The 26354-nt window shown below is 72.0% G+C and carries 18 protein-coding genes and 1 pseudogene; 14 read left to right on the top strand and 5 right to left on the bottom strand.

The genetic code is table 11. The features are described 5' to 3' along the window. Positions 1-87 precede the first annotated feature (87 nt). Positions 88-1407: an MFS transporter gene (locus tag GA0070620_RS03835; protein ID WP_091588587.1), complete on the bottom strand. Its 1320-nt coding sequence runs from the start codon at positions 1405-1407 to the stop codon at positions 88-90. 179 nt (positions 1408-1586) lie between these two features. Here GA0070620_RS03835 and GA0070620_RS03830 point away from each other — a divergent pair, with 179 nt between their 5' ends. The 3 genes from GA0070620_RS03830 to GA0070620_RS03820 all read left to right on the top strand — a co-directional run bounded on the left by GA0070620_RS03830 (position 1587) and on the right by GA0070620_RS03820 (position 4604). Next, positions 1587-2849 carry a ThuA domain-containing protein gene (locus GA0070620_RS03830; protein ID WP_231922210.1) on the top strand — a complete coding sequence of 421 codons (1263 nt, stop codon included), beginning with the start codon at positions 1587-1589 and terminating at the stop codon, positions 2847-2849. Between the two features lie 112 nt (positions 2850-2961). Then, a complete protein-coding gene (locus GA0070620_RS03825; RefSeq protein ID WP_091588585.1) occupies positions 2962-3888 on the top strand; it encodes an acetamidase/formamidase family protein in 927 nt (308 codons plus the stop codon). A gap of 161 nt (positions 3889-4049) precedes the next feature. Beyond that, positions 4050-4604 (top strand): sigma-70 family RNA polymerase sigma factor, encoded by a 555-nt coding sequence (locus GA0070620_RS03820; protein ID WP_091588584.1) that lies wholly within the window; start codon positions 4050-4052, stop codon positions 4602-4604. A 13-nt stretch (positions 4605-4617) separates the two neighbouring features. Here the strand turns inward: GA0070620_RS03820 and GA0070620_RS03815 are convergent, their stop codons facing one another. Then, positions 4618-5391, bottom strand: coding sequence for a HoxN/HupN/NixA family nickel/cobalt transporter (locus GA0070620_RS03815; RefSeq protein WP_091588583.1), 774 nt, complete (start codon positions 5389-5391; stop codon positions 4618-4620). Further along, positions 5388-6101 (bottom strand): hypothetical protein, encoded by a 714-nt coding sequence (locus GA0070620_RS03810; RefSeq protein WP_091588582.1) that lies wholly within the window; start codon positions 6099-6101, stop codon positions 5388-5390. The genes GA0070620_RS03815 and GA0070620_RS03810 overlap by 4 nt, the downstream gene beginning before the upstream one ends. A 213-nt stretch (positions 6102-6314) precedes the next feature. Here GA0070620_RS03810 and GA0070620_RS33450 point away from each other — a divergent pair, with 213 nt between their 5' ends. Genes GA0070620_RS33450 through GA0070620_RS03785 form a run of 5 tightly spaced genes read left to right on the top strand, consistent with a single transcriptional unit; the run spans position 6315 to position 11643 of the window. Then, the gene (locus GA0070620_RS33450) at positions 6315-7970 is read left to right on the top strand and encodes an ABC transporter substrate-binding protein (protein WP_231922209.1); all 1656 of its coding nucleotides are present in this window, start codon (positions 6315-6317) and stop codon (positions 7968-7970) included. Then, positions 7967-8977 (top strand): ABC transporter permease, encoded by a 1011-nt coding sequence (locus tag GA0070620_RS03800; RefSeq protein ID WP_091597944.1) that lies wholly within the window; start codon positions 7967-7969, stop codon positions 8975-8977. The genes GA0070620_RS33450 and GA0070620_RS03800 overlap by 4 nt, the downstream gene beginning before the upstream one ends. Next, positions 8970-9848, top strand: coding sequence for an ABC transporter permease (locus GA0070620_RS03795; RefSeq protein ID WP_091588581.1), 879 nt, complete (start codon positions 8970-8972; stop codon positions 9846-9848). Before GA0070620_RS03800 ends, GA0070620_RS03795 begins: the two co-directional genes overlap by 8 nt. Next, positions 9845-10846, top strand: a complete 1002-nt coding sequence (locus GA0070620_RS03790) for an ABC transporter ATP-binding protein (protein WP_231922208.1) — start codon at positions 9845-9847, stop codon at positions 10844-10846. Before GA0070620_RS03795 ends, GA0070620_RS03790 begins: the two co-directional genes overlap by 4 nt. Beyond that, entirely contained in the window at positions 10843-11643 is an 801-nt protein-coding gene (locus GA0070620_RS03785; RefSeq protein WP_231922207.1) for an ABC transporter ATP-binding protein, read from the top strand. The genes GA0070620_RS03790 and GA0070620_RS03785 overlap by 4 nt, the downstream gene beginning before the upstream one ends. On the opposite strand, the gene GA0070620_RS03780 is transcribed toward GA0070620_RS03785, so the two are convergent. Further along, positions 11553-12875 (bottom strand): radical SAM protein, encoded by a 1323-nt coding sequence (locus tag GA0070620_RS03780; protein WP_091588580.1) that lies wholly within the window; start codon positions 12873-12875, stop codon positions 11553-11555. The genes GA0070620_RS03785 and GA0070620_RS03780 overlap by 91 nt on opposite strands. Positions 12876-13060: 185 nt before the next feature. Between GA0070620_RS03780 and sodN the strand changes: the two genes are divergently transcribed. The 6 genes and pseudogenes from sodN (at position 13061) to GA0070620_RS03745 (ending at position 22523) form a co-directional block, all read left to right on the top strand. Next, on the top strand, positions 13061-13465 hold the full coding sequence (gene sodN, locus GA0070620_RS03775) for a superoxide dismutase, Ni (RefSeq protein WP_091588579.1): 405 nt from the start codon (positions 13061-13063) through the stop codon (positions 13463-13465). Between the two features lie 436 nt (positions 13466-13901). Next, a complete protein-coding gene (locus GA0070620_RS03770; protein WP_091588578.1) occupies positions 13902-14900 on the top strand; it encodes a multicopper oxidase domain-containing protein in 999 nt (332 codons plus the stop codon). Between the two features lie 22 nt (positions 14901-14922). After that, entirely contained in the window at positions 14923-18864 is a 3942-nt protein-coding gene (locus tag GA0070620_RS03765; protein ID WP_091588577.1) for a ThuA domain-containing protein, read from the top strand. 8 nt (positions 18865-18872) lie between these two features. Then, positions 18873-20480, top strand: a pseudogene (locus GA0070620_RS33955) (OmpL47-type beta-barrel domain-containing protein); the annotation flags it as partial. Positions 20481-20713: 233 nt separating this feature from the next. Continuing rightward, complete coding sequence (locus GA0070620_RS03750) at positions 20714-21694, top strand: hypothetical protein (protein ID WP_091588575.1); 981 nt, start codon at positions 20714-20716, stop codon at positions 21692-21694. Positions 21695-21851: 157 nt separating this feature from the next. Beyond that, complete coding sequence (locus GA0070620_RS03745) at positions 21852-22523, top strand: acetoacetate decarboxylase family protein (protein ID WP_231922206.1); 672 nt, start codon at positions 21852-21854, stop codon at positions 22521-22523. Between the two features lie 74 nt (positions 22524-22597). On the opposite strand, the gene GA0070620_RS03740 is transcribed toward GA0070620_RS03745, so the two are convergent. After that, on the bottom strand, positions 22598-26284 hold the full coding sequence (locus tag GA0070620_RS03740; protein ID WP_091588574.1) for a CARDB domain-containing protein: 3687 nt from the start codon (positions 26282-26284) through the stop codon (positions 22598-22600). Positions 26285-26354: the final 70 nt, after the last annotated feature.

The raw sequence follows: 26354 nt of genomic DNA, 5'->3' as shown, positions 1-26354 counted from the left end.
GAGTCCAACGGCGGGGACTGCCCGTATTCGCGACCGGTCCGGTCGCCTCCACGGCGACGCGCTCCTCACGTTCCCGGCCCGGTGGCCCTACCGGGCCGACCCCTGACCCGCACGGGCCACCGGGACGGCGGCGTCGGCGGGCCACCGGCGTCCGCCCTGCCAGTACGCGTGAATCTCGTCGAGCGTCCGACCCCGCGTCTCGGGCGCCTGCCGGTGGAGGAAGAGCCAGGCCGCGACGGTCACCCCGAGCAGCAGGGCGAACGTGGCGGCACCGCCGAACGCGGTCAGCGCACCGAGGAAGAATTGCGCCAACAGGAAGTTCGCGGCGAGGTTCGGCAGCAGCAGCGCGGTCGCGCCGGCACTGCGCAGCCGGTCGGTGTAGCCCTCGGAGGCGTAGATCCACAGCAGCGAGCCCAGCCCCGCGTTGAACCCGACGGTGAACACCAGCAGACCGGCCAGGCCGAGGACGCCGCTTCCCCGGTCGGTCAGGAACGCGAGGACCAGCAGGGCGTGCCCGACGGCCATCACGGCGGTGCCGGTCAGCAGCGTGGCCCGGCGGCCGAGCCGCTCGACGGTCGCCGACGAGGCGAGCGCCGCCAGCACACCGGCCGTCTGAACGACGGCGGGGAGCACGAGCAGCGCGAAGGTGCCCCGGTAACCCATGCCCTCGAAGATCCGCGGGCTGAAGTTGCTGACCGCGCTGACGCCGGTGAGCTGGATCAGCGCGCCGAGAACGAGCACGAACCGGGTCAGCGTCCGGTATCGCGGACCGAGCAGCTCGGCGACCGCTCCCCCGGCACGGCCGGTGCCGGCCCGGCGCGCCTCCGCTCGGGCCGCCCGGCCCCGGTCGGTCTCCGGTGCGCGCAGCAGCAGCGCCGCCGCGACGGCGCTGAGCGGGGCGCTGAGGCCGATCATCACCCGCCACAGTCCGGCGCCCGCCAGGGCGTAGGCAACGAGGAACGCCGCGACGATGCCGCCGACGGTGGCGACCTGGTAGAGGACGGCGATCCGGCCCCGGACGGCGGTCGGCGCGGCCTCGGCGATGTAGACCGGGACGACGACGGTGGTCACCCCCATCGCCAGCCCGATGAGCAGGCGGGTGGCGTCGAGCCAGAGCAGGTGGGCGACCAGTGGCGACAACGCGCCGAGCACGGCGGCCACCAGCGCCGCCGCCAGCAGCGTCGCGCGGCGACCGGCCGTCGTGACCAGCCGGTTGGCCAGCAGCACGCCGACGAGCATGCCGATCACCGGGACGGCGAAGAGGCTGCCCTGCTCACCGACGGACAGGCCCAGGGCGGGCGTGAGGAACAGCTGGGCGCCGGCCATGGCCGCGCCGAAGTAGCCGTAGTGGAGGCCGACGGCGACGGCGATGGCGGCGGTACGCGCCGCGGCAGAGGTTTCCCGCACGAGAAGATCTTCTCAGCAGGATCCGACGGCCGCCGCCTTGCGCATCGGTCGATCTCGATGGAAAGATTGGTAAAGGTTCATAACAGTTACACGGCTCGTCGTGTCGCCCCCCGACGCCGCGACGACGATCGAGAGGACGTGCCATGTTCGCCCGTGCTCGCCGTACCGTCACCCGCAGAGTGGCGCGACTCCTCGCGCTCTGCCTGGTGCTCATGACCGTCCTCGCGCAGCCCGGCACCGGCAACGCCCGGGCGGCGGCCCCCGCCTTCAACGTGATCGCCTTCTACAACGGAACCTGGGACGACGCGCACATCAGCTTCGTCCGGGAGGCCAACCAGTGGTTCCCGCAGATCGCCGCGCAGCACAACTTCACCTACACGGCGACCAACGACTGGAGCCGGCTCAACACCGCCAACCTGGCGCAGTACCAGGTGGTGATCTTCCTGGACGACCTGCCACCGGCCGCCCAACGGCCCGCGTTCGAGCAGTACATGCGCGGCGGCGGCGCCTGGCTCGGCTTCCACGTCTCCGCGTTCACCACCAACCCCGGCGGCTGGGACTGGTACCACAACCAGTTCCTCGGCACCGGCGCGTTCCAGACCAACACCTGGGGCCCGACCACCGCGGTCCTGCGGACCGAGAATCGCACCCACCCGTCCACCGCCCGGCTGCCCGCCACCTTCACCTCGTCGGTGAGCGAGTGGTACAGCTGGAGCCGCGACCTGCGGACCAACCCGAACATCAGCATCCTCGCCTCGGTCGACCCGAGCAGCTTCCCGCTCGGCACCGACCCGGGCCAGACCTGGTACAGCGGCTACTACCCGATCATGTGGACGAACACGGCCTACAAGATGCTCTACGCCAACTTCGGCCACAACGCGATGGACTACGTCAACAAGGTTCCGCTGTCGTCCACGTTCGCCAGCGAGGTGCAGAACCGCTTCCTCATCGACGGGCTGCTCTGGCTGGGCGGCGGTGGCGGCACCACTCCCCCGCCCACGGACCCCATCTCCCCGACCGCCTGGTACAGCCTCGTCAACCGGGGCAGCGGCAAGTGCGTCGACGCCCGCGCCGCCGGCACCGCCAACGGCACCGCCGTCCAGCAGTACGCCTGCAACACGACCTTCGCCCAGCAGTACCAGTTCCAGCCGACCAGTGGCGGCTACGCCCGGGTGAACAACCGCAACAACAGCGCCCGGTCCCTCGACGTCACCAACGTGTCCACCGCCGACAACGCGCCGATCCAACTCTGGACCTACAGCGGCGGCAACAACCAGCAGTGGCAGGCCGTCCCGGAGACCGGCGGCTACTACCGCCTCGTCAACCGGCTCAGCGGCAAGTGCCTGGACGTGCCCGGTGGCTCCACCGCCGACAGCGTCCAACTGGTGCAGTACGCCTGCAACGGCACGGCAGCGCAGTCGTTCCGGCTCCTGCAGCGGTGACCGCGTACGTCCGGATCGCTGGGCCGCGTCGGCGCTCGGCGATCCGGGCGGGCCGGCGCCGGCCGCGCACACCCCTGTCCCCGTGCCGGGGAGGGCAACTAGCCTGCTCCAGATGCGACACATCCTCGCACCGGACGACAAGACCCTGCACGGTCACTTCGACCCCGACCTCGCGCCGGCCCTCACCGTCGACCCCGGCGACACCGTCACCTACCGCACCCTGGACTGCTGGTGGTCAGCCGCCCCGTACGCCGGCGGGCCGCACCGGGAGCGGCCGAGGGTCCCCCAGTACCGGCCCGACCACGGCCACGCGCTGACCGGCCCGGTGGCCGTTCGCGGCGCCCGCGCCGGGCAGACGCTCTCGGTCCGCCTCGACGCCATCGTCCCGGCGACCTGGGGCACGACTGTCGCCGGTGGCTGGCCCAGCGGCTTCAACCAGCGGTACGGCGTCGCGGACGACGGCGTCGTGCACGCCTGGACGCTCGACGCGGCGACGATGACCGGCCGCAACCAGCACGGCCACACGGTCACGTTGCGGCCCTTCATGGGCGTGCTCGGCATGCCACCGGCCGAGCCCGGACGGCACTCGACGGTGCCACCCCGACCGCACGGCGGCAACCTCGACTGCCGCGAGTTGACGGCGGGCACCACCCTGCTGCTGCCCATCCCCGTCGACGGAGCACTGTTCTCGGTCGGCGACGGGCATGCGGCGCAGGGCGACGGCGAGATCGGCGGCACCGCCATCGAGTGTCCGATGGACGAGGTGACCGTGACCCTCGACGTCCGGGACGACTTCCCGGTCACCGGCCCGGTCGCCCGCACCGCGGACGCCTGGCTGACCCTCGGCGTGGGCCCGACCCTCGACGAGGCGACCTTCTTGGCCCTGGACTCGATGCTGACCCTGCTGCAACGGCTGCACGGCGTCAGCCGCGCGGACGCGGTGGCGCTGGCCAGCGTGACCGTCGACGTGCGGGTCACCCAGATCGTCAACCAGACGGTGGGCGCGCACGCGGTGCTGCGCGACGACGCGCTGCGCTGAGCCGACCCGCGGCGCTCGACGGGACAGCGATGGTCGTCCATGAGATTTCCCCGACCGGCGGGGAACTCCGGGCAGCCGCGGACCGACTACTGGTGCATGCACGCGATCATTGCGCCCTCGCCCACCGCCGCCGGTCCGCTCCCGGGAAGCGACGGTGACCGGTGACGGACGACGAGGCCGCGGTGACGGCGTGGGCGCTCGCCGCCGGCCGGGGCGACCAGGGGGCCGCGACCCGCTTCATCCAGGCCACCCAGCACCAGGTGTGGCGTTTCGTCAGTCACCTGAGCAGCCCGCGTGAGGCCGACGACCTGACCCAGGAGACGTACCTGCGGGCGGTGCGGTCGTTACCGACGTTCGCCGCGCGCTCGTCCGCGCGGACGTGGCTGCTCGCCATCGCGCGGCGGGTGGTGGTCGACCACGTCCGGTCCGCCGCCGCGCGCCCGCGGACCGTGCCGCTGTCCGACCGGCACGATCCGACGGACGCGGGCAGCGGCTTCGACGGCGCGGTGGCACTGGAGTCCGTCCTGCTCACCATCGACGCGGACCGGCGGGAGGCGTTCGTCGCCACCCAGATCGTCGGCCTCTCGTACGCCGAGGCGGCGCAGGTGTGCGGGTGCCCCGTCGGTACGATCCGGTCCCGGGTCGCGAGGGCACGCGACGACCTGGTGGCGGCCCTGGCGGGAGACCGGCCGTCGGCGCGGGGGCGCGTCGGCTGAGCGACCCGCGCGCCTACCCGGTGGCGAGCTGGACCGCGGCGACGGTCACGAGGCCGGCGCCGAACAGCGTGATGCCCCCGGCGGCCAGGACCGGCGTCACCCGACTGGCCAGGTGCAGCAGGGCGTGTGAGCGGGCTCCCCGGACGACCAGGGCGCTGCCGGCGACGGCGAGGAGCCCCACACCGAAGAGCACGACGGCCATGCCCAGGCCGAAGGTCAGGACGAGCAGCAGCGCGAAGCCCGCCCGACCGAGGAACAGCCCGGTGGCCAGCACGAGGAACGCGGCCGGTGACGGGGTCAGACCGCCGGAGATGCCGAGCAGGAGCAGGCCGGGCCGCTTGCCCGACCCGCTGCCGTGGTCGTGGCCGTCGTGGTCGTGGCTGTGGCTGTGATGGTGGCCGTGGCCGCCGGAGCGCAGGTGCCGGCGCACCATCCACCCACCGGTGGCCAGCACGATCACGCCGGCGGCGAGCTGCAGCCAACCGGTGAGTTCCTGCATCCGGACGACCTCGGCCAGGGACAGGAACGTCCACGCCACACCGATCACCAGCACGGAGAGGGTGTGCATGACGGCGACCGAGCCGCCCAGCCACGCGGCGTCGCGGATCCGCCCCCGTGAGCCGACCAGGTACGCCGCGGCCAGGCTCTTGCCGTGGCCGGGCGCGACCGCGTGGCCGGCGCCGGCGGCGAACGCGAGGACGAAGGCCAACGGCGGCACGCCCGGCGAGTGGATGAGGTCCTGCAGCCGGTCCGAGACGGAGGCGGCGTAGACGGTGTCGAGGGTCATGCCGCAGCCTTCCGACGCTTCAGGTGACGCACGCTCAGGAGCAGGGCGGCCACGGCGAGCAGCACGCCGACCGCGACGGCGCCGAGCTGGCCGAGCGCGCTGCGGGCGAGGCTCCGGCCGCCGGCATCGGGCGCACCGGTCAACACCCACTCATGGACGTCCCGGCCCACCTCGTAGACGGCGCGTTGGCCGTCGGGTCCGGTCGCGAGGGCCCGGTAGGCGGGGTTGAGGTCGGTCAGCATGCGCACCGTGACGGTCGCCGTGTCGACCGGGCCGGGGCAGGTGAACTCGATGGTGGCGCCGGTGCGGGTCAGCGCCCTGGGTGGCGCGACGGCGCCCGAGCACGACCGCCCATGGTCGGAGACGGTGACGTGCGAGAGCAGGTAGGCCGCGAAGGACGCCGATCCGGCGATCAGCGCGGCGTCGGTGATCCGATACTCGACCGCGCCGTCGCTGCGGACGCGGTCGCGCGGCAGCAGACCGAGCGTCACGCCGAGCAGCGCGAGGTCGTCGGTGCCGCCGACGCGCCACCGGACACGTACGACCTCGGGGCGCTGGTCGTGGGCGGCGACGTCGACGGTCTGCGGGTCGCCGAAGGGATGCGCCGCCGCCGGTGCGGGCGCGGCGGTGACGGACAGGGTGACGGCGATCGCCGCCAGCCCGAGGGCGATCGCCGTGTCGCGGTGGCGGCGATGTCCGGCTGAGGACACGGGAGGTGCTCCGGATCGTGCGGTGGGTGAGGCCGCACCACCCTGCCGAGGGTGGGGAAACGCCCAGGTCCGGGTCGGTGGTTGGCACGCGACGGCGACGTGAACAGTCGTTGATCACGCGCCCGGGGGGCGGTCCGCCGGGACCGCCGTTCATCATGCGCACATCTGGTAATTGCCAAAGAGTTGCAACTATGCCACCGTGATCATCAACTGTTGCCGGGCGACCCCGCGTCGACCCGCGCCCTCATCCCGAACCCGCAGGAGCACCCCGTGATCCGGTTGCGCCCGACCCTCCACCGCCTGGCGGTGACGACCGCGGCGGCTGCTCTGCTGGCCCTGGCCGCCTGCTCGGCCCCGACCGACCCGGCCGGAACGTCCGGCGGGTCGACCCTGGTCGTGGCCACCGCCGACGAGCCGGACGCGCTCAACCCCGTGCTCAACTACGGCGTCGACGGTGCCGCGCTGGTCTTCGACGGGCTCGTCGCCCGCGACGCCGACAACACGCTCATCCCCGCGCTGGCCCGCGAACTGCCGGCGGTGTCGGCGGACGGCCGCACCGTCACCGCCACGCTCCGCGACGGCGTCCTGTTCCACGACGGCAGCACCCTCACCGCCCAGGACGTCGTCTTCACCTACCAGGCCGTCCTCGACCCGAAGGTCGACTCGACGCTCCGCTCCGACCTGGACATGGTGGAGTCGGTCAGCGCACCCGACCCTGCGACGGTCGTGTTCCGCCTGCGCCACCCCTACGCGCCGTTCCTCCAGCGCCTCACCCTCGGCGTCGTGCCCGCCGCCCTGCTCCACGGGCAGGACCTCAACAAGGCGGAGTTCAACCGCAAGCCGGTCGGCACCGGTCCCTACCGCGTCGAGTCGTGGACCCCGGGCGACCGGCTGGTGCTCACCGCGAACGAGCGCTACTTCGGCGGGCGGCCGGCGAACAACCGGGTGGTCGTCGCCTTCGTCGCCGACGACAACGTGCGCGCCCAGCGGATGCGGGCCGGCGAGTTCGACGCGACCGAACTGCCGCCCAAGCTCGCCGCCGGTTTCGGCTCCGACGACGCGTACCGGGTGGAGCGGGTGCCGACCGCCGACTACCGGGGCGTGATGCTGCCGATGGGCAACCCCGTGCTCGCCGACGCGGCGGTCCGGCGGGCACTGCACCTGACCGTCGACCGGGCCGCGATGGTGAACGGCATCCTCGGTGGCGCCGGCGACCCGGCGTTCGGCCCCGTCCCGCCCACCTCCGAGTTCGCCGATCCGTCGATCGCGGGCTCACCGACCGGCGACCCGGCCGCCGCGTCCGCGCTCCTCGACGCGGCCGGCTGGAAGCCCGGCCCGGACGGGGTACGCGTCAAGGACGGCCGGCCGGCCCGGTTCACGCTGATGTACCCGGCGAGCGACACCCTGCGCAAGGACCTGGCCCTGGCGGTGACCGCCGACGCGAAGAAGATCGGCGTCGCGGTGACGCCCGAGGGGCTGACCTGGGACGCCATCGACCCGCGCATGAAGTCCGACGCCCTGCTGATGGGGTACGGCACGCCGTACGACCCGGACTTCGTCTCCTACAAGCTCTTCGGCTCACGCTTTGCCGGGCAGGGCTACTTCAACCCGGGCTCGTATCGCTCCCCGATCGTGGACCAGGCGCTGCAGAGCGGCCGGGACCAGGCCGACCCGGCGGCCCGCCGGGCGGCGTACGCGCAGTTCCAGAAGCAGCTCGCCGCCGACGTGCCGTGGCTGTTCCTCACCTACCTGCGGCACACCTACGTGCTCAAGGCCGGGATTCAGGGTGTGACGCCCCGGGTCGAGCCGCACGAGCACGGCGTCGCCAACAGCCTCTGGTGGAACATCCACACCTGGACGCGGTCGTGACCACCCCAACGGCATCGCGCCGCTCCGCCCGGCTGGCCGGAGCGGGGGCGGTGGTCCGGCGTCGTCTCCTGGTGGCCGTGCCGGTGCTCTTCGCGACCAGCGTCGGGATGTTCGCCCTCGGCGCCGCGTCCCCGGTCGACCCGGCGAAGCAGTACGCCGGCGCGGCGGCGTTCACCGCCAGCGAGGAGAACCTGGCGCAGATCCGCGCCAATTGGGGCGTCGACGACCCGCTGCCGGTCCAGTATCTGCGCTGGGTCGGGAATCTCCTGCGGGGCGACCTGGGTTGGTCGACCAGCCGGCACGAACCGGTCGCCTCGGTGCTCGCCGCCCGGGCCGGCTGGACGCTGCTGCTGATCGGCGTCACCCTCGCCGTGGTCCTGGTGGCGAGCCTGCTGCTGGGCGCGCTGGCCGCGTACCGGCGGGGTGGGCTGTTCGACCGCGCGCTGCGGGCCACCGCGTACGCCGTCGAGTCGATGCCGGCGTTCTGGCTCGGCCTCGCCGCGATCGCCGTGTTCGCCCTTGCCCTGGGATGGCTGCCGGCCGGCGGGCTCACCGACGTGACGGCGAGCGGCACGTCCTTCACCGACGTGGCCCACCACCTGATCCTTCCGGTCGGCGTGCTGGCCGTGTCGCAGGCGCCGTGGTTCGTCCTGTTCGTCCGCGACGCGGTGGCGGACAGCCTGCGCGACGACCACGTGCTCGCCGCCCGCGCCCGCGGACTGCCCGGACGGACGGTGCTGTTCGGGCACGCGCTGCGCACCGCGCTGCTGCCGTTCCTCACGCTGGTCGGCACCCACCTGCCCGAACTCGTGGGCGGCGCGGTGTTGGTGGAGACGGTCTTCTCGCTGCCCGGTCTCGGCGCCGTCACGGTCTCCGCCGCGCTGGGCAGCGACTTCCCCCTGCTGGCCGCGATCACGCTGGTGACCACGGCCGTCGTGCTGGCCGCGAACCTGGTGACCGACCTGGCGTACGCGGCGGCCGACCCGAGGGTGCGGCTCGATGATTGACCTCGCCGCCCGGCCGTCCCCGTCGCGCCCGGTCCGGTCGCGGACCCGCCGCCACCGCGCCGGAGCCGTCGCCGCCGGTGCCGTCCTGCTCGTCGCGGTGCTCGGGTCGCTGCTCGCCCCGCTGCTCTGGCCGCTCGACGAGAGTGCCGTCGCGCTGGACCGTACGCGACTCGCGCCCTCCTTCACGCACCTTGCCGGCACCGACGACCTCGGCCGCGACGTGGCCCACCGCGCCCTCTACGGCCTACGGGTCTCGCTGCTCGTCGGGGCGGTGGCCGCGCTGGTCGCCACCGTCATCGGCGGCGTGGTCGGCGGGATCGCCGGCGCCGTCGGCGGTCGGGTGGACCGGATCCTCATGCGGGTCGTCGACACCGTCGCCGCGCTTCCCCACCTGCTGCTCGGCATCTTCATCGTCGCCATGCTGCGACCCAGCCTCGGCGCGGTGATCGCCTCCGTCGCGCTCACCCACTGGCTGTCCACCGCCCGCATCGTCCGGTCCGAGCTGCTCAGCCTGCGTACCCGGCCGTTCGTCGACGCCGCCGTCAGCGGCGGAGCCGGCCGGGGGCGCATCCTGGTGCGGCACCTGTTACCGCACGTGCTCCCCCGACTGGCGCTGGCCACCACCCTGATGATCCCGCACGCCGTGTGGCACGAGACCGCCCTGTCGTTCCTCGGCCTGGGCCTGCCACCCCACCTCGCCTCGCTCGGCAACATGATCAACGACGGTCAGGGTTCGCTGCTGACCGGCGCGTGGTGGGCGAGCCTGGCACCCGGCGCGGTGATCGTCGTCGTCACCCTCGCCATCGCGGTCCTCGCCGCCCGGTGGCGCGACCGCCTCGATCCCCGCGTCCGAGCGGAGCTGCACCTGTGACCGTCACCGACGCCCTCGCCGGCACCGGCTCGCCGGCCCACCACACCGACCCGCCGATGCTCGACGTCGACGGCCTCGGCGTCCGGTTCCGGCTGCGCGACGCGACCGTGCACGCCGTGACCGACCTCCGGCTCACCGTCCGCGCCGGCGAGCTGCTGGCGATCGTCGGCGAGTCGGGCTGCGGCAAGTCCGTGCTGGCCCACGCGCTGCTCGGCCTGCTGCCCGGCAACGCCACCGTCACCGGCCGTGCGCTGCTGCGCCACCCCGGCACCGAACCGGTCGACCTGGTCACCTGCGGGCAGCGCCGGCTGGCGCGGCAGGTGCGTGGCCGCCGGGTCGGGCTGATCCCGCAGAGCCCGGCCACCGCGCTGAACCCTGTCCGCACCGGTCGGCGGCTGCTCGCCGAGACGCTGCGGGCCCACGGTCGCGACCGCGACGACGCCGACCGGCTCGCAGACGACGTCGGGCTGGACCCGGCGGACCTGGACCGCTACCCGCACGAGCTCTCCGGCGGGATGGCCCAACGCCTGGTCAGCGCGCTCGCGCTCGCGCCGGACCCGCCGCTGCTCATCGCCGACGAGCCCACCACCGGCCTGGACCGTCCACTCGTGGACCACACCCTCGACCTGCTGCGCCGCCGCTGCGACGCCGGTGCCGCGGTCGTCCTCATCACCCACGACCTGGCCGCCGCGCGCCGGGTCGCCGACACCGTGGCCGTCATGTACGCCAGCCGCGTCGTCGAGCACCGGCCCGCCGACGCCCTGTTCGGCTCGCCCACGCACCCGTACGCCGCGGCGCTGCTCGACGCCCTGCCGGACCGCGCCTTCCGGCCCGTGCCGGGTCATCCGCCGATGCTCACCGCGCTGCCCGAGGGGTGCGCGTTCGCGCCCCGCTGTCCCCGGCGCACCGACCGCTGCGCCGCCCCGCCACCAGCGACCACGACCGGCGACGGCACCGTCGCCTGCCACCACCCCCGCAGCGACGGAGCCGCCGCGTGACCAACCCAGCGCACCTGCTCGCCGACGCGGTGACCGTCAGCCACGGCCGTCAGGTGGTGCTCGACGAGGTCAGCCTGCGCATCGACCGGGGCGAGACCGTCGGGCTGCGTGGGCCCTCCGGCAGCGGAAAGTCCACCCTCGCCCGGGTGCTCGCCCTGCTGCACGCGCCCGACCGGGGCCGCGTCAGCATCGACGGCACACCGGTCGCCGGCGTCCGCCACGCCGTGCCGGTCGGTGTGCGTACGCGCGTCGCCGTGCTGTTCCAGAGCCCCCGCGCCGCGGCCGATCCGCGGCTGCGCCTGGTCGACCTCGTCGCCGAGCCGCTGCGCGCGATCCGCACGCCGGAGCGGGCCGTACGGGAGCGGGTCGACGAACTCACCGACCTGGTCGGTCTCACCCCGGACCTGCTCGGCCGACGGCCGCACGCGGTCTCCGACGGGCAACTGCAACGCGCCTGCCTGGCCCGCGCGCTGGCGCACCGTCCCGACTACCTGCTCTGCGACGAGGCGACCGCCATGCTCGACGCGTCCACCCAGGCCCACGTCGCGGCCGTCGTCACCGCGTACCAGCGCAGCCGGGACGCCGGTGTCCTCGTCATCAGCCACGACGAGCCGCTGTTGGACCGCTGGGCGGACCGGATCGTCGACCTGGCGCCGGCCGCCGTACGGGACCGACGGCCAGCGGGGCGATCAGATGCGCGGGTCGATCAGCTCTGCGGGTCGGCCTCGTCGGCGGGCAGGCTGTCCATGAACGAGCTGACCGAGAAGACCGCCCGACCCGGGCCGGCCGGACCGTAGCCGGGCGGGCTGGACAGGCCGTTGGCCTCCATCGTCGCGCGGTACGCCTCCAGCAGCCGGATGTGGTACTCCAGCGGCGCGCCCTGCGGGTTGGTCCGGCCGAGCGGCGTGGTCGGTTCCGGGCACCAGGTGGTGAAGCGCGGGGTGATGCCACGGGACATGAAGTACTGCAGGCCCTCGGTGGTCGACTCGATCGCCTCGTCCACGGTGGTGAAGCCGAACGGGGCCGCCATCTCCACACCCGCGACGAAGTTCGGGATGACGTTGCGGGGCCCGAAGATCTCGGCGGAGTCGAGGATGCGGCGGTGCCACTCCTCCCGGCCCACGTACCGCTCCTTGCCGGGGCAGTAGAGCTCGAAGAGCCGCTTGTCCCACACCTCGAAGTTCGGGTGGTAGATGCGGATCCCGTAGTCGTGGAAGCGCTGCACGTCGGCGCGGGGCAGCGCCTGGGCCACCACCTTGCCGATCCACCGGCCGGGGAAGCGCTCCTCGATCGCCTGGGCGTAGCGGCCGTAGAAGTCCGCCTCGGCCAGCCCTTCGACCTTCGACGTGATGCTGCCGCCGGTCAGCGTGTACGCCTGCGAGGCGCGCGCCGTGTCGTAGCGGTCGATGAGCGCCAGCGCCTCGAGGACCTCCTCGACGGGCTTGACCCCGGTGTACGGGCGGCCGGCCTGCTTGTGCTGACGCCAGTTGTGGTTGATGTCGCAGTACTGGCACTCCTCCTTGGCGCCGAAGTACTGACAGACCCGGAACACGGTCAGGTAGATGAGGTAGCCCCACTGGATGGTCGGCGCGACCTCCATCACCGACTTGCCGTTGTCGAGCGTGTGCCGGTAGTAGTCCGGCATCGGCGGGAGGCCCACCTCGGCGATCGGCCGGCCGTCGAGGAACAGCATCAGTCGACCGTCGGCGTCGGGCTTGACCACGTACGGCGAGTCGGGGTTGGTGCGGACCGACACGACGGTGCGGCGCAGACCGTACGGGCCCCCGGTCAGCACGATCTCCTCCGGCGGGCGGCGCAGTGCGGCCTCGCCCAGCTCCGGCAGGGTGCGGTGGTCGAAGGAGAAGATGAAGTACGACTTGGGCTTGACGTCGCCGCCCTCGTTGTCGGTCAACGCCGAGTCGTCGAAGGCGAGGCCCCCGCGCAGCAGGTCCTCCTTGATGACCGCCTCGCGCGGCACATGGGGAAAGCGTCCCATGAGATCTTCGATGAGATCGGTGCGCGTCTGCATGCGCCCTCCCTGTCGGTCGTGTCCGAAAGCCCGGCGGTTTCGCGAGGATCGAGGTGGGGCGGGACGTCCCCCCGACAGCCTTCGAGAGGGGCAAACGTAACACTCCGCCCCTCGGCGCCTCGCCGCGCTGAGATCCACTTCACGGGAGTTGACGTGAAGTCCGGTTGAGGTCGTAGCGTCACCTGATGCGACTGTCACGTCTCTTCATCCCGCGCACGGTGGCGAGCGCCCACTGCGATCTGCCCTGCGGGGTCTACGACCCGGCCCAGGCCCGGATCGAAGCCGAGTCGATCAAGGCCATCAGCGAGAAGTACCAGGCCAACGAGGACCCGGAGTTCCGCACCCGCGCCCTGATCATCAAGGAGCAGCGGGCCGAGCTGGTCAAGCACCACCTGTGGGTGCTCTGGACCGACTACTTCAAGGCACCGCACTTCGAGAAGTACCCCCAGCTGCACGGTCTCTTCAACGAGGCCACCAAGCTGGCCGGCGCCGGCGGGGCGAAGGGGTCCGCGGACCCCGAGGTCGCCGACCGGCTCCTGGCGAAGATCAACGAGATCGCGGAGATCTTCTGGGAGACCAAGCAGGCCTGATCCCCGCACCCGCACCACCCACCGTGGGTGGGACACCGCGCCTCCCGGCACGGGTCCCACCCACGTCGCACATCCACCCCCACCCCCGACCACCCCCGGCCCCCAAACCCCCGCGGGCGGGGGCGACGTGCGCCAAGCGGGCGGCGCTGGGCGGGGCGGCGCTAGGCGGGCCGGGCGGGCGGGGCATTTTGCGGATGTTCGGACGCGTGATGACAAGATGCTGATCAATCCTTGCCAACGTTGTCACGTGCCGGTCTTTTCGTAGGCAGAGCTTTACTTCCGTCTATGACGTACATAGATTTTCGTCGTTCGACAAAAGTTCTGACTCTGCTGAGAGAAGTCCGCGACCAGGGTCACGGGCGTCCGGAGCCCCCGCGGGTCGGACGACGGCCGCACGCTGCCCTGTCACGGCTTGTCCGGCCGTGAACGGAGTGCCATGGACCATCCCGCCGGCTCCCCCCGTCACCTGTCCCGTCGATCCCTGATGGCCACCGGAGTGCTGGCCGCCGGGGCGGTGGGCGTAGCCGCGCCCACCCTCGGCAATCCCTTCGCCGGCACCCCGGCCCAGGCCGCCGGTGCCACGAGACGGATCACCATCTACGCCGAGCAGCTGCCCGGCGGCCTCTTCGGCTACGGGCTCGCGCCGGGACAGGCCACCGTGCCCGGCCCGGTGCTGGAGATGTACGAGGGCGACACCCTCGAGATCACCCTGGTCAACACCACCACCCAGCGGCTGTCCATCCACCCGCACGGGGTGGACTACAGCACCGACTCGGACGGCAGCCCGCTCAACGCCTCGTTCAACAACCCGGGCGAGACCCGCACGTACGTGTGGCGGTCCCGGGAGATGTTCCTCGCCTCCGGCCGGCGGTTCATGCCGGGCAGCGCCGGTTACTGGCACTACCACGATCACGCGATGGGCACCGACCACGGCACCGCCGGGGTGGCCAAGGGGCTCTACGGCGCGCTGATCGTCCGTCGTCGCGGCGACATCCTGCCGGACAAGCAGTTCACCGTCGTCTTCCACGACATGATGATCAACAACAGGATGGCGCCGAACACGCCCATGTTCGAGGCGAACCTGGGCCAGCGGGTGGAGTGGATCGCCATCGGGCACGGCAACCTCTTCCACACCTTCCACCTGCACGCCCACCGCTGGGCGGACAACCGCACGGGCATGCTCGAGGGCCCCGCCGACCCGAGCCACGTGATCGACAACAAGGACCTCAACCCGGGCAGCTCCTTCGGCTTCCAGGTGCTCGCCGGGGAGGGCGTCGGGCCCGGGGCGTGGATGTACCACTGCCACGTGCAGACCCACTCCGACGGCGGCATGGCCGGGATCTTCCTGGTGCGCAACGCCGACGGCAGCATGCCGCCCGGCGCGGAGGAGGCGATCCACCGGTTCCAAGGCCACACCCACCAGCAGCACGGCTGATCCCGATCGGAGGGTGCAGGGGATGACCAGAAACGTACGACGAACACTCGCCACGATGGCGGCGATCGCCACACTGCTGCCCGCCTCGGCGGCGGTCGCGGCGGCCGCCCCCAAGGCGGCACCGCGGGCGGCGGCCGCGGCGGAGGACCAGGTCAAGGTCCTCGTCTTCCACGGTCCCGCGGCCGAGCAGGACGACCCGGTGATCCGGGCGACGGCGGAGATCAAGAACCTGGCCGCGGGCCACGACATCCAGGTCACCGAGGCCACCGACCCGGCCGTGTTCACCACGACCGGGCTGGCCGCGTACCGCAGCGTGGTGTTCCTCTCCGCTGCCGGCGCTCCGCTCAACCGTGAGCAGGAGACGGCGCTGCAGAGCTACATGAAGGCCGGCGGCGGCTTCGTCGGCATCGCCGACGCCGCCCGCGCCCAGGTCGACTCGACGTGGTTCACCGGGCTGATCGGCACCCGCCCCGCCGGCGCGATCCCGGTCGCCGAGCCGGTGGCCCGGGTGAGCGCCTCCGGCGAGAACCCGCCGAACGAGACCAAGGAGAAGCTGACCGACGGCGACGCCAACACCAAGTGGCTCACCCGCACCCCGACGGGCTGGGTGGCGTACGAGCTGGCCGCCCCCAAGCGCGTCACCGGCTACGCCCTGACCTCGGCCAACGACTTCGTCGGCCGGGACCCGAAGGACTGGACGCTTCAGGGCTCGGCGGACGGTCAGAGCTGGACGGACCTGGACCGGCGCACCGGGCAGACCTTCCCGGAGCGGTTCCAGACCCGCCGCTTCGACATCGCGACGCCCCAGGAGTTCAAGCACTTCCGGCTGAACATCACCGCGAACAGCGGCGAGCCGCTGATCCAACTCGCCGACCTGCGGCTCTTCACCGGCAGCACCACCGAGCCGGAGCTCCCCCCGGTGAGCCAGTCGGTGGTCAACATCCTGGACCGCAACCACCCGGCGACGGCGTCGCTGCCGATGACGCTGACCCGCTCGGACCGCTGGGACAACTGGGACCCGAACCCGATCGGCACCGTCCACACCCTCGCCCAGGTCGAGGAGCGGCACTACAACCCGGGACCGGGCGCCAACGGTCCCTTCCACCCGGTGTCCTGGTGCCGCGACTACGACGGCGGCCGGTCCTTCTACACCGGCATGGGCCACACCGAGGGCAGCTACGGCGAGGCGGCGTTCCGGACCCACCTGGCCGGCGCGCTCAACTGGACCACCGGCCGGGTACGCGGTGACTGCCAGGCGACCATCGCCGCGAACTACAAGGTGGAGCGGCTCACCGCGGCCAACCAGACCGGACAGCTCGACCAGATCGGCGAGCCGCACGGGCTGACGATCGCCCCGGACGGCACGGTGTTCTACGTCGGCAAGGCGGCCTGTCCGAGCGGCCCGATCGCCGACTGGAGCAACCCGAACGTCGGCCTGGGCTGCGGCACCATCCACTCCTGGGACCCGCGCACCAAGCAGGTCAAGCTGCTCACCACGCTGCCCGTGATGGGCAACCGGGGCAGCGGCTCCGAGCTGGTCAAGAACGAGGAGGGCCTGCTCGGTATCGTGCCGGACCCGGCGTTCGCCGACAACGGCTGGCTCTACGTCTACTGGATGCCGCACGAGTCGATCGACCGGGTCAAGCGGATCGGCCAGCGCACCGTCTCCCGGTTCACCTACGACCGGACGGCGCAGACCATCGACCAGGCCACCCGCAAGGACCTCCTGCAGTTCCCGGTGCAGATCCACAGCTGCTGCCACGCGGGCGGCGGCATGGCCTTCGACGACAAGGGCAACCTGTACGTCGGCTCCGGCGACAACAACTCCTCGGAGGGGTCGCAGGGCTACTCCGGCAACAACTGGACCCAGGAGTACGAGGGCATCTCGTTCCAGGACGCCCGGCGCACCTCCGGCAACACGAACGACCTCGCCGGCAAGATCATCCGGATCCACCCGGAGCCGGACGGCACGTACACCATCCCGGAGGGCAACCTCTTCCCGCCGGGCACCGAGAAGACCCGCCCGGAGATCTACGTGATGGGCGTACGCAACATCGCCCGCCTGCAGATCGACCCGGAGCGGCAGTGGCTGACCGCCGGTTGGGTGGGCCCGGACGCCTCCTCGCCGAGCCCGATCCTCGGCCCGGCCAAGTACGAGACGGCGACGATCATCACCTCGGCCGGTAACCAGGGATGGCCGTACTGCATGGGCAACCGGCAGCCCTACCGTGACCGCAGCAGCACCGACGCGAGCGTGCTCACCGGCTGGTACGACTGCGACAACCTGAAGAACGAGTCGCCGCGCAACACCGGTCTGGTGAACATCCCGCCGGCCCGGGACAACATGATCTGGTACTCCCCCGACGGCGGCGGCCCGGTCTTCCCGAAGCGCACCGACGGCAGCGGCCTGCCGACGTACGTCGCCGCCGACGCCACCTACACCCAGCCGTACCTGCGCGGCGGCGGGCAGGCCATCATGTCCGGCCCGACCTACCACCGGGACCGGGTGGACACGAACAGCGGCGTGGCCTGGCCGGCGTACTGGGACGACAAGTGGTTCATCGGCGACCAGTCCAACGCCAACAACCGGGTGGCGGTCACCGTCGACCCGGCCGGCGTGCCGCAGGCGGCCCCGCCGCTGTACGCCGAGTCGCTGCGGGCCATCATCCCGAGCGGCAACGGGGACAACCGGCTGCAGAGCTGGATGGACGCCAAGTTCGGCCCGGACGGCGCGCTCTACCTGCTGGACTACGGAGGCGGCTTCTTCAGCCTGCACCCCAACCAGAAGCTGATCCGGATCACCTACACCGGGGGCGCGCCCACCCCGGCTCCGGCCGCTACCTCGGTGGCCGTCCAGAACAAGCCGCTGACCGTCGCCTTCACCGGTTCCCGCTCGGGTGGCGTCAGCTACCGCTGGGAGTTCGGCGACGGCGGCACGTCGACCGAGGCGAACCCGCGGCACACGTACGCGAAGGTCGGCACCTACACCGCGAAGCTGACCGTCACGTACGCCGACGGGGAGAAGGCCACGGTGCAGGCCACGGTCACCGCGGGCTGCGCGGTGCCGGACAGCCGGCAGACGATCTGGCTCGGCGACACCGACACCGGCGTGCCCAGCCGTACGGTCGGGCAGGGGTGCACGGTCAACGACCTGATCGACGACGAGAGCAGCTGGCCCAGCCACGACAGCTTCGTGCGGCACGTGACCGACGTGGCCCGCGCGATGCAGGACGACGACCTCCTCACCGCCCGTGAGGTCGGTACGCTGACCCGCCTGGCCGCCAGTTCCCCGATCGGCCGGGAGGGGCACACCGGGTACGAGGCGCTCTACGACGGCACCGCCGAGTCGCTGCGCGGCTGGCAGCAGGCGCCGTCCGGGTCGTTCAGCATCCAGCCGGACGGCGCGTTGCGGTCCAGCGGCGGCATGGGCATGCTCTGGCACACCCGGGAACTCGGTGACTTCTCGCTGAAGCTTCAGTTCCGCGACATCGCCCCGGGCACCGGCCGGGCCAACACCGGCGTCTTCATCCGGTTCCCGGATCCGCGGATCCCGTTGGCCCAACGTCCACCGGGCAGCTGCGGCACCGTCGGGTCGGCCCGGACCGATCAGGCGTGGGTCGCCATCTACTGCGGACACGAGATCCAGATCTACGACGGTGAGACCGGCGAGCCGCAGAAGACCGGCTCGGTCTACAACTTCGACCCGGTGCCGCTCGCCCAGGCCGGCGTCACCCCGAAGCAGCAGTGGAACGACTACGAGATCCGGGCCGTCGGGCAGCACTACACGATCATCCGCAACGGCGTGGTGATCAACGAGTTCGACAACACGCCCGGCAAGCAGTCCTCCCGTGCCGGTGACCCGCCGACCGACCTGCGGCAGTTCCTCAGCGGCTTCGTCGGCCTGCAGAACCACGGCGACAACGACCTGACCGAGTTCCGCAACGTCCGCGTACGGGAACTCTAGGAGCGACCATGATCCGAAGACTGACCGCAGCGCTGGCGGTGCTCCTGCTCGTGCCGCTCTCGTCGGCCTCGGCGCCGGCGTCCGCCGCGCCGCGTGCCGCGGCGCAGGTACTGACCTGGACCGCCGACGACGACATCACCCGCTACAAGTCCGCGCCCACCCAGGCGGTGGCCGGTGAGACGACGATCATCTGGGAGAACAGCGCGGCTACCGGCAACACGACCGGGATGCCGCACACGCTGACCTTCGACACCAGCACGGAGGGCTACAACCACGACGTCAGCCTGAACATCCTGGCCAGCCCGTTCGACGCGAACGACGGCCGCCACCAGGCGACGGTGACCCTGACGCCGGGCCGGTACCGCTACTTCTGCTCGATCCCCGGCCACAGCCAGATGGTCGGCGAGCTGGTGGTCACCGACGGCGGCGGAGGCGGCGACACGACACCGCCGACCGTCACCGCCACCGTCGAGGGTGACCGCGACCAGGACGGCAACTACGTCGGCGTCGCCACGGTGACCGTGACGGCCACCGACGAGGGCTCCGGAGTGGACACCGTCGAGTACCAGGTCGACGACACGAGCTTCCAGCCGTACACCGCCCCGGTGCCGGTCACGGCGGTCGGCGACCACTCGGTGCAGTTCCGCGCGACCGACACCGCCGGTAACACCAGCGCGGTGGGCTCGGTGTCGTTCCGCGTCGTCGCACCGGGCGAGGAGGACACCACCCCGCCCACGGTGACGGCCGACATCGCCGGCGACCGGGACGGGGACGGCAACTACCTCGGCACGGCCACCGCCACGCTGACCGCCACCGACAGCCAGTCCGGCGTCGCCGCCGTCGAGTACTCCCTCGACGGCGGCGCGTACACCGCCTACACCACGCCCATCGTGGTGGACACGGTCGGGATGCACATGCTGCACTACCGGGCCACCGACACCGCCGGCAACACCTCGGCGGAGCAGATGGCCCACTTCACCGTCGTGACCCGACCCGACGAGGACACCACCCCGCCCACCGTGACGGCGACGGTCGCCGGCGACCGGGACGAGGACGGCAACTACCTCGGCACGGCCACCGCCACCCTGACCGCCACCGACAGCCAGTCCGGCGTCGCCGCCGTCGAGTACTCCCTCGACGGCGGCGCCTACACCGCCTACACCACGCCCGTTGTGGTCAGCGCGGTCGGTGCGCACACCCTGCGCTACCGGGCCACCGACACCGCCGGCAACACCTCGGCGGAGCAGGCGACCCAGTTCACCGTCGTTCCCCCAGCCGCCGATGACACCACCGCGCCCACCGTCGCGGCCACGGTCACCGGTGAGCGGGACGGCAACGGCGCGTACATCGGTGGGGCCACCGTGACCGTCACGGCCACCGACGACGGCTCGGGGGTCGCCTCGATCGAGTACGCGCTCGACACGGGTGCCTGGACCGCGTACACCAGCGCGTTCCGCGTCCCGGTGGCCGGCACCCACACCGTGCGGTACCGGGCCACCGACGTCGCCGGGAACACCTCCGCCGAGGCGGCGACCACCTTCACGGTGGTCGTCGACGGGACCGACGCCTGCCCGGCGTCGGACACCCGGGCCACGGTGGTCATCGACGGTGACGACACCGGGGTGGCCAACCTCGACACCGGCAACGGCTGCACCATCAACGATCTGATCGACGAGAACGCCGGCTATCCCCGGCACGACGATTTCGTCCGGCACGTGGAAGCCGTCACCGCCATGCTGGTGGCCGACGGCACGCTGACCCGGCGGCAGCAGGGCGCCATCGTCCGGGCCGCGGCCCGATCGGACATCGGCGCATGAACCTTCGAACCTCACCGACAGGGAGTACAGGGATGCCCAGACGTACCGTCGCCAAGCTGGCCACCGTGAGCGCCGTCGTCGCCGCGTCGGTGCTGGCCGTGGCGCCCAGCGCACACGCCGACCTCGTCACCTACTGCGTCGGCACCGGCGGCGCGGTGACCGTGCCCAACGACCTGTACGTGCCGGCCGGCGAGTCCTGCGCGCTCACCGGCACCACGATCACCGGCAACGTCAGCGTCGCCGCCGGCGGCAACCTGGTCGTCACCGGCGGCACCGTCAGCGGCGAGGTGCGCGTCGCCTCGAACGGGTACCTCGACGCCACCGACACCACCATCGGCGGTCAGGTGGTGCTGGCCGCCGGCGGGTACGGGGCTTTCCTGAAGGACGCCCGGACCGGTGCGATCACCGTACGGCCGAAGGGGTCGACGACCATCGACAGCTTCCTGTTCGTGGAGGAGTCGACGGTCACCGGGAACGTCAACGTCCAGGCGGGTGAGGTGCGGCTGGACCGCGGCACCCAGGTGGAGCGCAACGTCAGCAGCACCGGCACCTACTACACGGACGTGCACGACTCGTTCGTCGACGGCTCGCTGTCGGTGTTGAACAGCTCCACCGGCAGCGTGGTCTGCGGCAGCGCCGTCCGGGGTCTGGCGACCTTCTCCGGCAACCTGGGCGGTGTCCAGCTGGGCCCGAACGGCACGCTCGACAGCTGCGCGTCCGGCGGCTACTGGGGCCGGGACGTCAGCGTCACCAACACCACGGGTGGGGTGACCGTCGACGACAACATCATCGACGGCCAGCTGACCGTGACGTCCAACAACCCGGCCGCCCAGGTGGCGGCGAACAACCGGATCCGTGGTGGCGTGACCGGCGAGCAGGCGGGCGCGGGCGCCGCCCGGGCGGCGCGGACCGCGGCCCCGGCCGACCGGGAAGAGGCCGGCGAGCAGCGGGCGCAGACCCGGCGTACGTCGGCGGTGCAGGAGGCCGTCGCGGCCGGCGACGCCCGCCTGTAGGGGTTCGGCCCACGCGGGGCCACGGGCCGGTCGGCCCGTGGCCCCGCGGTGCGTCCGGGCGGGCCGGTGGGCCTGTCGGCAATCCGTCGTTGTCGCGCCGGTGGGACGGTCCGTAGCCTCGCGATCACACGTCGTCGATCCGCGGGAGGACCCCCTCGTGACCGAACTCGTCGCTCCGCAGCTCGTCGTGAACAGCAGGATGATCTACTTCGGCTGGCTTCCGGCCGACCCCGAGGCGGTGGCCGCCCTGGTGCCCGACGGGCTCACGCCGGCACCGAACCGCCAGGTCTTCATGAACCAGTACGTCGTCGATGACGAGGGCCAGACCTCGGGCTTCGGCGCCTACTCGCTGACGTACATCGGGCCGGACCTGTTCGGGGCCGACGCCCCGGACGGCGTCACCCCCGGCCGCTGGTGGAGCCACTACTTCAACTCCAGCCCGGTCGTCCGCGCCTACGCCACCGCCCGCGGGGTGCCGGCCACCGTCGGGACGACCACCATCGAGGTACGGGGCCGCCGGCTGGTCGCCACCACCGAGGCGGACGGGGTGCCCGTGATCCGGTCGACCGCCCGTGTCGGGCGCACCGGCGACGCGGTGAACCGGGGACAGCTGCGCTACCTCACCCGGGTGGATGGCCGGTTCGTCGGCGGCAACTACCCCTTCGTGGCCGAGCCGGTCGATCCCTTCGAGGTCGAGTCGCTGGAGTTCCTCGAACCCGACCACCCCGTCTACGCGCTGCGCCCCGCCGAGCCGTTGCAGGTCGTGTGGGGTTTCTACTCGCCACGTTCGTCGTTCGCCTATCCGGGCGGCGAGTCGGTGCTCGACTGAGCGACGCGCGCCGCCCGGGCGGGAAACCCTCGCGTGTGGAGGGCTCCCCGCCCGGGCGGTCGCCGGGGGCCGGGTCAGCCGCCGTTGATGACGAACTGCGTTCCGGGCTCCCGGACGATGTTGCCGTCGGCCGAGTTGGTGATGGTCACGTTGGTCAGGGTCGCGCTGCCCCGGGCCCCGCTCATCGCCAGGATGCCGGCGCCGTTGTTGGACCTGTCGATCCGGACGTTGGTGACCGCGACGTTCGGCACGTTGCCGCCACCGTTCTTGAACTGGATGCCGTCGTACGTGGAGTCGACGATCTCGGTGTCGCGGATGGTGACGCCGACGATGTCCCGGGTCGCCGCGAAGAGCGTGATCGCGCCGAACTCCTGGTCCTCGTTCCAGAACGCCCCGCCGGTGCGGTAGAGCCCGTTGTTGGCGATCAGGGTCTGCCCGGTGAACGGCAGCGGGTCGTGGTCGGTGGCCAGCATGATCCCCGGGTAGTTCATGGTGTCGTAGATCAGGTTGTTCTCGATCGAGTTGCCGTAGCCGCCGTAGACGGCGATGCCGTTCGCGCGCCAGGGCAGCTGGATGGTGTTGTTGAGGAACTGGTTGTCGTGGGCGACGTCCACGTTGCGGTCCTTGACGTACTGGCTGGCCCACACCGCGAGCGCGTCGTCGCCGGTGTTGCGGAAGGACGAATTGAACACCCGCGAGTTGCGCGTGCCGTTGGTGAAGTTGATGCCGTCGGCGTAGGTGTTGCGGATTCGCATGCCGCTGAACTGCAGCCCGTCGGCCGGGCCCCACAGCTCGGGGATGTTGTCGTAGTCTCGACCGACCCAGACGCCGACGTTGGCGTGCTCGATCCAGAGGTTGCTGATCCGGGTGCCCGTGCCGAACCGGCCGTTGAGGCCGACGCCGCCCTCGGCGTTGCCGTCGCCACCCCGGATCCGGCCGGAGCCGAAGATCGCGATGTCGGAGATCTGGGTGTTCCGGTCGATGTCGAAGCCGAAGTTGCCCTCGTGCGGGTGGTTGATCCCGCCGACCACGTTCTGCGGCTCGGTCAGCGTGTAAAGCTGCGAGTGCCACATGCCGGCGCCCCGGATCGTCACGTTGCTGATGCCGACCTGGTTGTGCGCGCCCCGGTTGAGCGGGTCGTCGGTCAGGATCTTCTGCTCCTGCCGCCACTGCCCGGCCGGGATCCACACGCAGTTGATGACGCCGTTCTGGTCGTCGGTCACCGCCCGCTGGATGGCCGCGGTGTCGTCGAGCCCGTCGTTCGGGACGGCGCCGTACGCGGTGATCGAGGTGCACTCCGGCGGCTGGCTTGCCGCCGGCGCGACCTGCTCCAGGTCGATCATGTCGATGACGTAGAACGCGGCGGTGTCACCCGCGTCGCGCTGCAACCGGAAGCGGGTGCCGGGCGGGTAGGACTGGGTCAGCAGGGCGTGGGACTCGTCGAACAGCCGGCGGGCGTCGGCCTGCGGGGTGTTGGTCAGCGACTCGGGCCCGTCGGTGTTGCCGTAGAGCCAGCTGTGCCGCGACGACAGGGTCAGCTTCCGGGAGAAGGTGCCGTTGACGTAGAGGCTGATCGTCGCCTCGATACCGCCACCGCCGGGCGCGTCCGGGATGGAGTTGCGCACCACGATGGAGTTGGCCTGGTTGGTGGAGGTGAACTCGACGAACTGGCCGGTGCTGTTCAACCGTACCGACCGGCGGCCCGAGGACTCGGTGGCGAAGTTGGTGTGGCCGAAGGTGCGCAGCGGGTCCGTCTCCAGCAGCACACCCTGGTAGTTGGCGGCCTCCGCCTCGTACGAGACGTACGGGACGGCGGCGCCGCGGCCCACCACGATGGACTGGCTGAGGCTGTTGTTGCCCTCGTTGGTCTCGGCGACCGTGTTGGTCGCGTCCGCGGTGGCGGTGATGGTGGCCCCACCGCTGGTGGCGGTCCAGCTGCCCGTGACGGCCACGGTGACGGTGGCCCCGGCGGCGATCGACGCGGTGCCGGTGTCGAGCGTGGTGCCGCCCACCGTCAGCCGGGTGACGGACGCGCCGGTCCCGGTGGTGCCCCGGTTGCGCACCGACACGGTGAACGTGACCGACGCGCCGACGGCCGGGTTCGGCGGGTTGGAGGCGATGGCGAGGACCTGCAGGTCGGGGCCGGGCGCCTGCGCGACCACCAGGGGTGCGGGCGCGGTGAGGCTGTTGTTGCCGTTGTTCTGCTCGACGACCGCGTTGGTCGGGTCGACGGTCGCCGCGACGCTGTAACTGCCCATCGGTCGGGCCCCGGCGTTGAACGAGACGGTGGTCGAGCCGCCCGCGCCCAGCGCGCCCACGGCGGCGCTGCCGACGACCGTGCCGGCCAGGCTGAAGTTCACGGTGGTCGCCGGCGCCGCCGCCGAGCCGATGTTGCGCACCACGGCCGAGAGCGTGACCGGTGTGCTCTCGTTCGGTGACGCGGGCGACCAGGTCACCGAGTCGACGACGAGGTCGGGGTTGGGCGCCGGGGTGCCGCACACCTCGAACTCGGCCACCTGCCCGGACGGGGCGCCGGTGTTGCCGGTGAACCGCAGCTGCACGTCGGCGGTGGTCGCGCCGACCGGGATGGTCGCCACGTTGGTGCCCTGGACGAACTGGTAGGTGGCCGCCGACACCAGGTTGGTGTACGTGGACGACGCCTGGTCGCGGCCGAGGACCTGGATGGTCTGGGTGCGGGTGCCCCACGCGGGGTCGGGGTTCAGCTTCACCGTGACGCCCGTGACGCTGTGGTTGGCGCCCAGCGCTACGGTCAGCGTCTGCGGGTAGCTCGGCGCGCCCTCCCAGTACGTCGTGACCTGTCCGTCGTTCGCCTTCTCCGGGGTGAACGTGAAGGTCGAGCCGCTCGCCGTCACGGGCTTGCCGAGCGCCACGTTGGTGCAGGCCGGCGGTGTGGAGCCGGTGCGGGTGACGGTATTGCCGGCGCCGGACAGGTTGCCGGCGCCGTCGCGGGCGCGGACGTGGTAGGAGACGGTCGCCGTCACGGGCTGCGTGTCCTGGTAGGTGAGGACGGCGCCCAGGGTCGCGATCAGGTTGCCGTCGCGGTAGACGTTGTAGCCGGCCAGGCCACTGCCGCCGGTGTCGGTGGAGGCGCCCCAGGCGAGGGTGATCGTGCTGCCCGAGGTGCTGTGCGACAGCGTGCCCGGCACACTCGGCGCGGTGGTGTCCGGCGTGGCGCTGGTGCCGTAGACCTCGACCTCGGAGAGCTGCCCGGCCGGCCAGCCGCTGTTCGCGGTGACGTGAATCCGCACGTAGCGGGTGGCGGTCGGGGTGACGCCGATGGTGACGGTGCTGCCGGTGGCGGGGTTGAACGTGTAGGTCTGCGAGCCGACCAGGTCGGTGAAGGACGACCCGTTGGTGCTGCCGCGCACGCTCAGGGTCTGCGTACGGGTGGGCCAGCCGGCGGTCGGCAGTTTCAGCACGACCTGGTTGACGACCTGCGACGAGCCGAGGTCGACCTGCACCCAACCGGGGAAGGCGTTGTTGACGCTCTCCCAGTAGCTGCCGGCGTTGCCGTCGACGACCTTCGACGAGTCGTACACGTCGGCGTGGCCGCTCTCCTGCGTCGGGCGGCCCAGGGCGAGGTTGGTGGCGGCGGGGGCCATGGCCGGGCCCTCGGCGGCCGTGGTGCCGGCCGGGCTCGGGCGTCCGGACGCGTTCGCCACGCCGGCCGGAGCCGCCGTGGCGACCATGATGGCGGCGATCGTCGCCGCCGCCATCCTGAGCAGATTCGTTCGTCTCATCGCTGTCCTTGTCGTGGGGGGACGGTGCCGCGGGTGGCCGCGGGCGGGGGTGCGGCGGGTGGGTGTGCGG

Source organism: Micromonospora krabiensis, from assembly GCF_900091425.1.
Classification (GTDB): Bacteria; Actinomycetota; Actinomycetes; order Mycobacteriales; family Micromonosporaceae; genus Micromonospora; species Micromonospora krabiensis.
This window is presented reverse-complemented; position numbering and strand designations above follow the sequence as displayed.

Excerpts from the sequence above, each read along its gene's own strand:
- GA0070620_RS03825 (WP_091588585.1), top strand. The coding sequence starts at position 2,962 with ATGCGACACATCCTCGCACCGGACGACAAGACCCTGCACGGTCACTTC.
- GA0070620_RS03815 (WP_091588583.1), bottom strand. The coding sequence starts at position 5,391 with ATGACCCTCGACACCGTCTACGCCGCCTCCGTCTCGGACCGGCTGCAG.
- GA0070620_RS03795 (WP_091588581.1), top strand. The coding sequence starts at position 8,970 with ATGATTGACCTCGCCGCCCGGCCGTCCCCGTCGCGCCCGGTCCGGTCG.
- GA0070620_RS03780 (WP_091588580.1), bottom strand. The coding sequence starts at position 12,875 with ATGCAGACGCGCACCGATCTCATCGAAGATCTCATGGGACGCTTTCCC.
- sodN (WP_091588579.1), top strand. The coding sequence starts at position 13,061 with ATGCGACTGTCACGTCTCTTCATCCCGCGCACGGTGGCGAGCGCCCAC.
- GA0070620_RS03770 (WP_091588578.1), top strand. The coding sequence starts at position 13,902 with ATGGACCATCCCGCCGGCTCCCCCCGTCACCTGTCCCGTCGATCCCTG.
- GA0070620_RS03765 (WP_091588577.1), top strand. The coding sequence starts at position 14,923 with ATGACCAGAAACGTACGACGAACACTCGCCACGATGGCGGCGATCGCC.
- GA0070620_RS03750 (WP_091588575.1), top strand. The coding sequence starts at position 20,714 with ATGCCCAGACGTACCGTCGCCAAGCTGGCCACCGTGAGCGCCGTCGTC.
- GA0070620_RS03740 (WP_091588574.1), bottom strand. The coding sequence starts at position 26,284 with ATGAGACGAACGAATCTGCTCAGGATGGCGGCGGCGACGATCGCCGCC.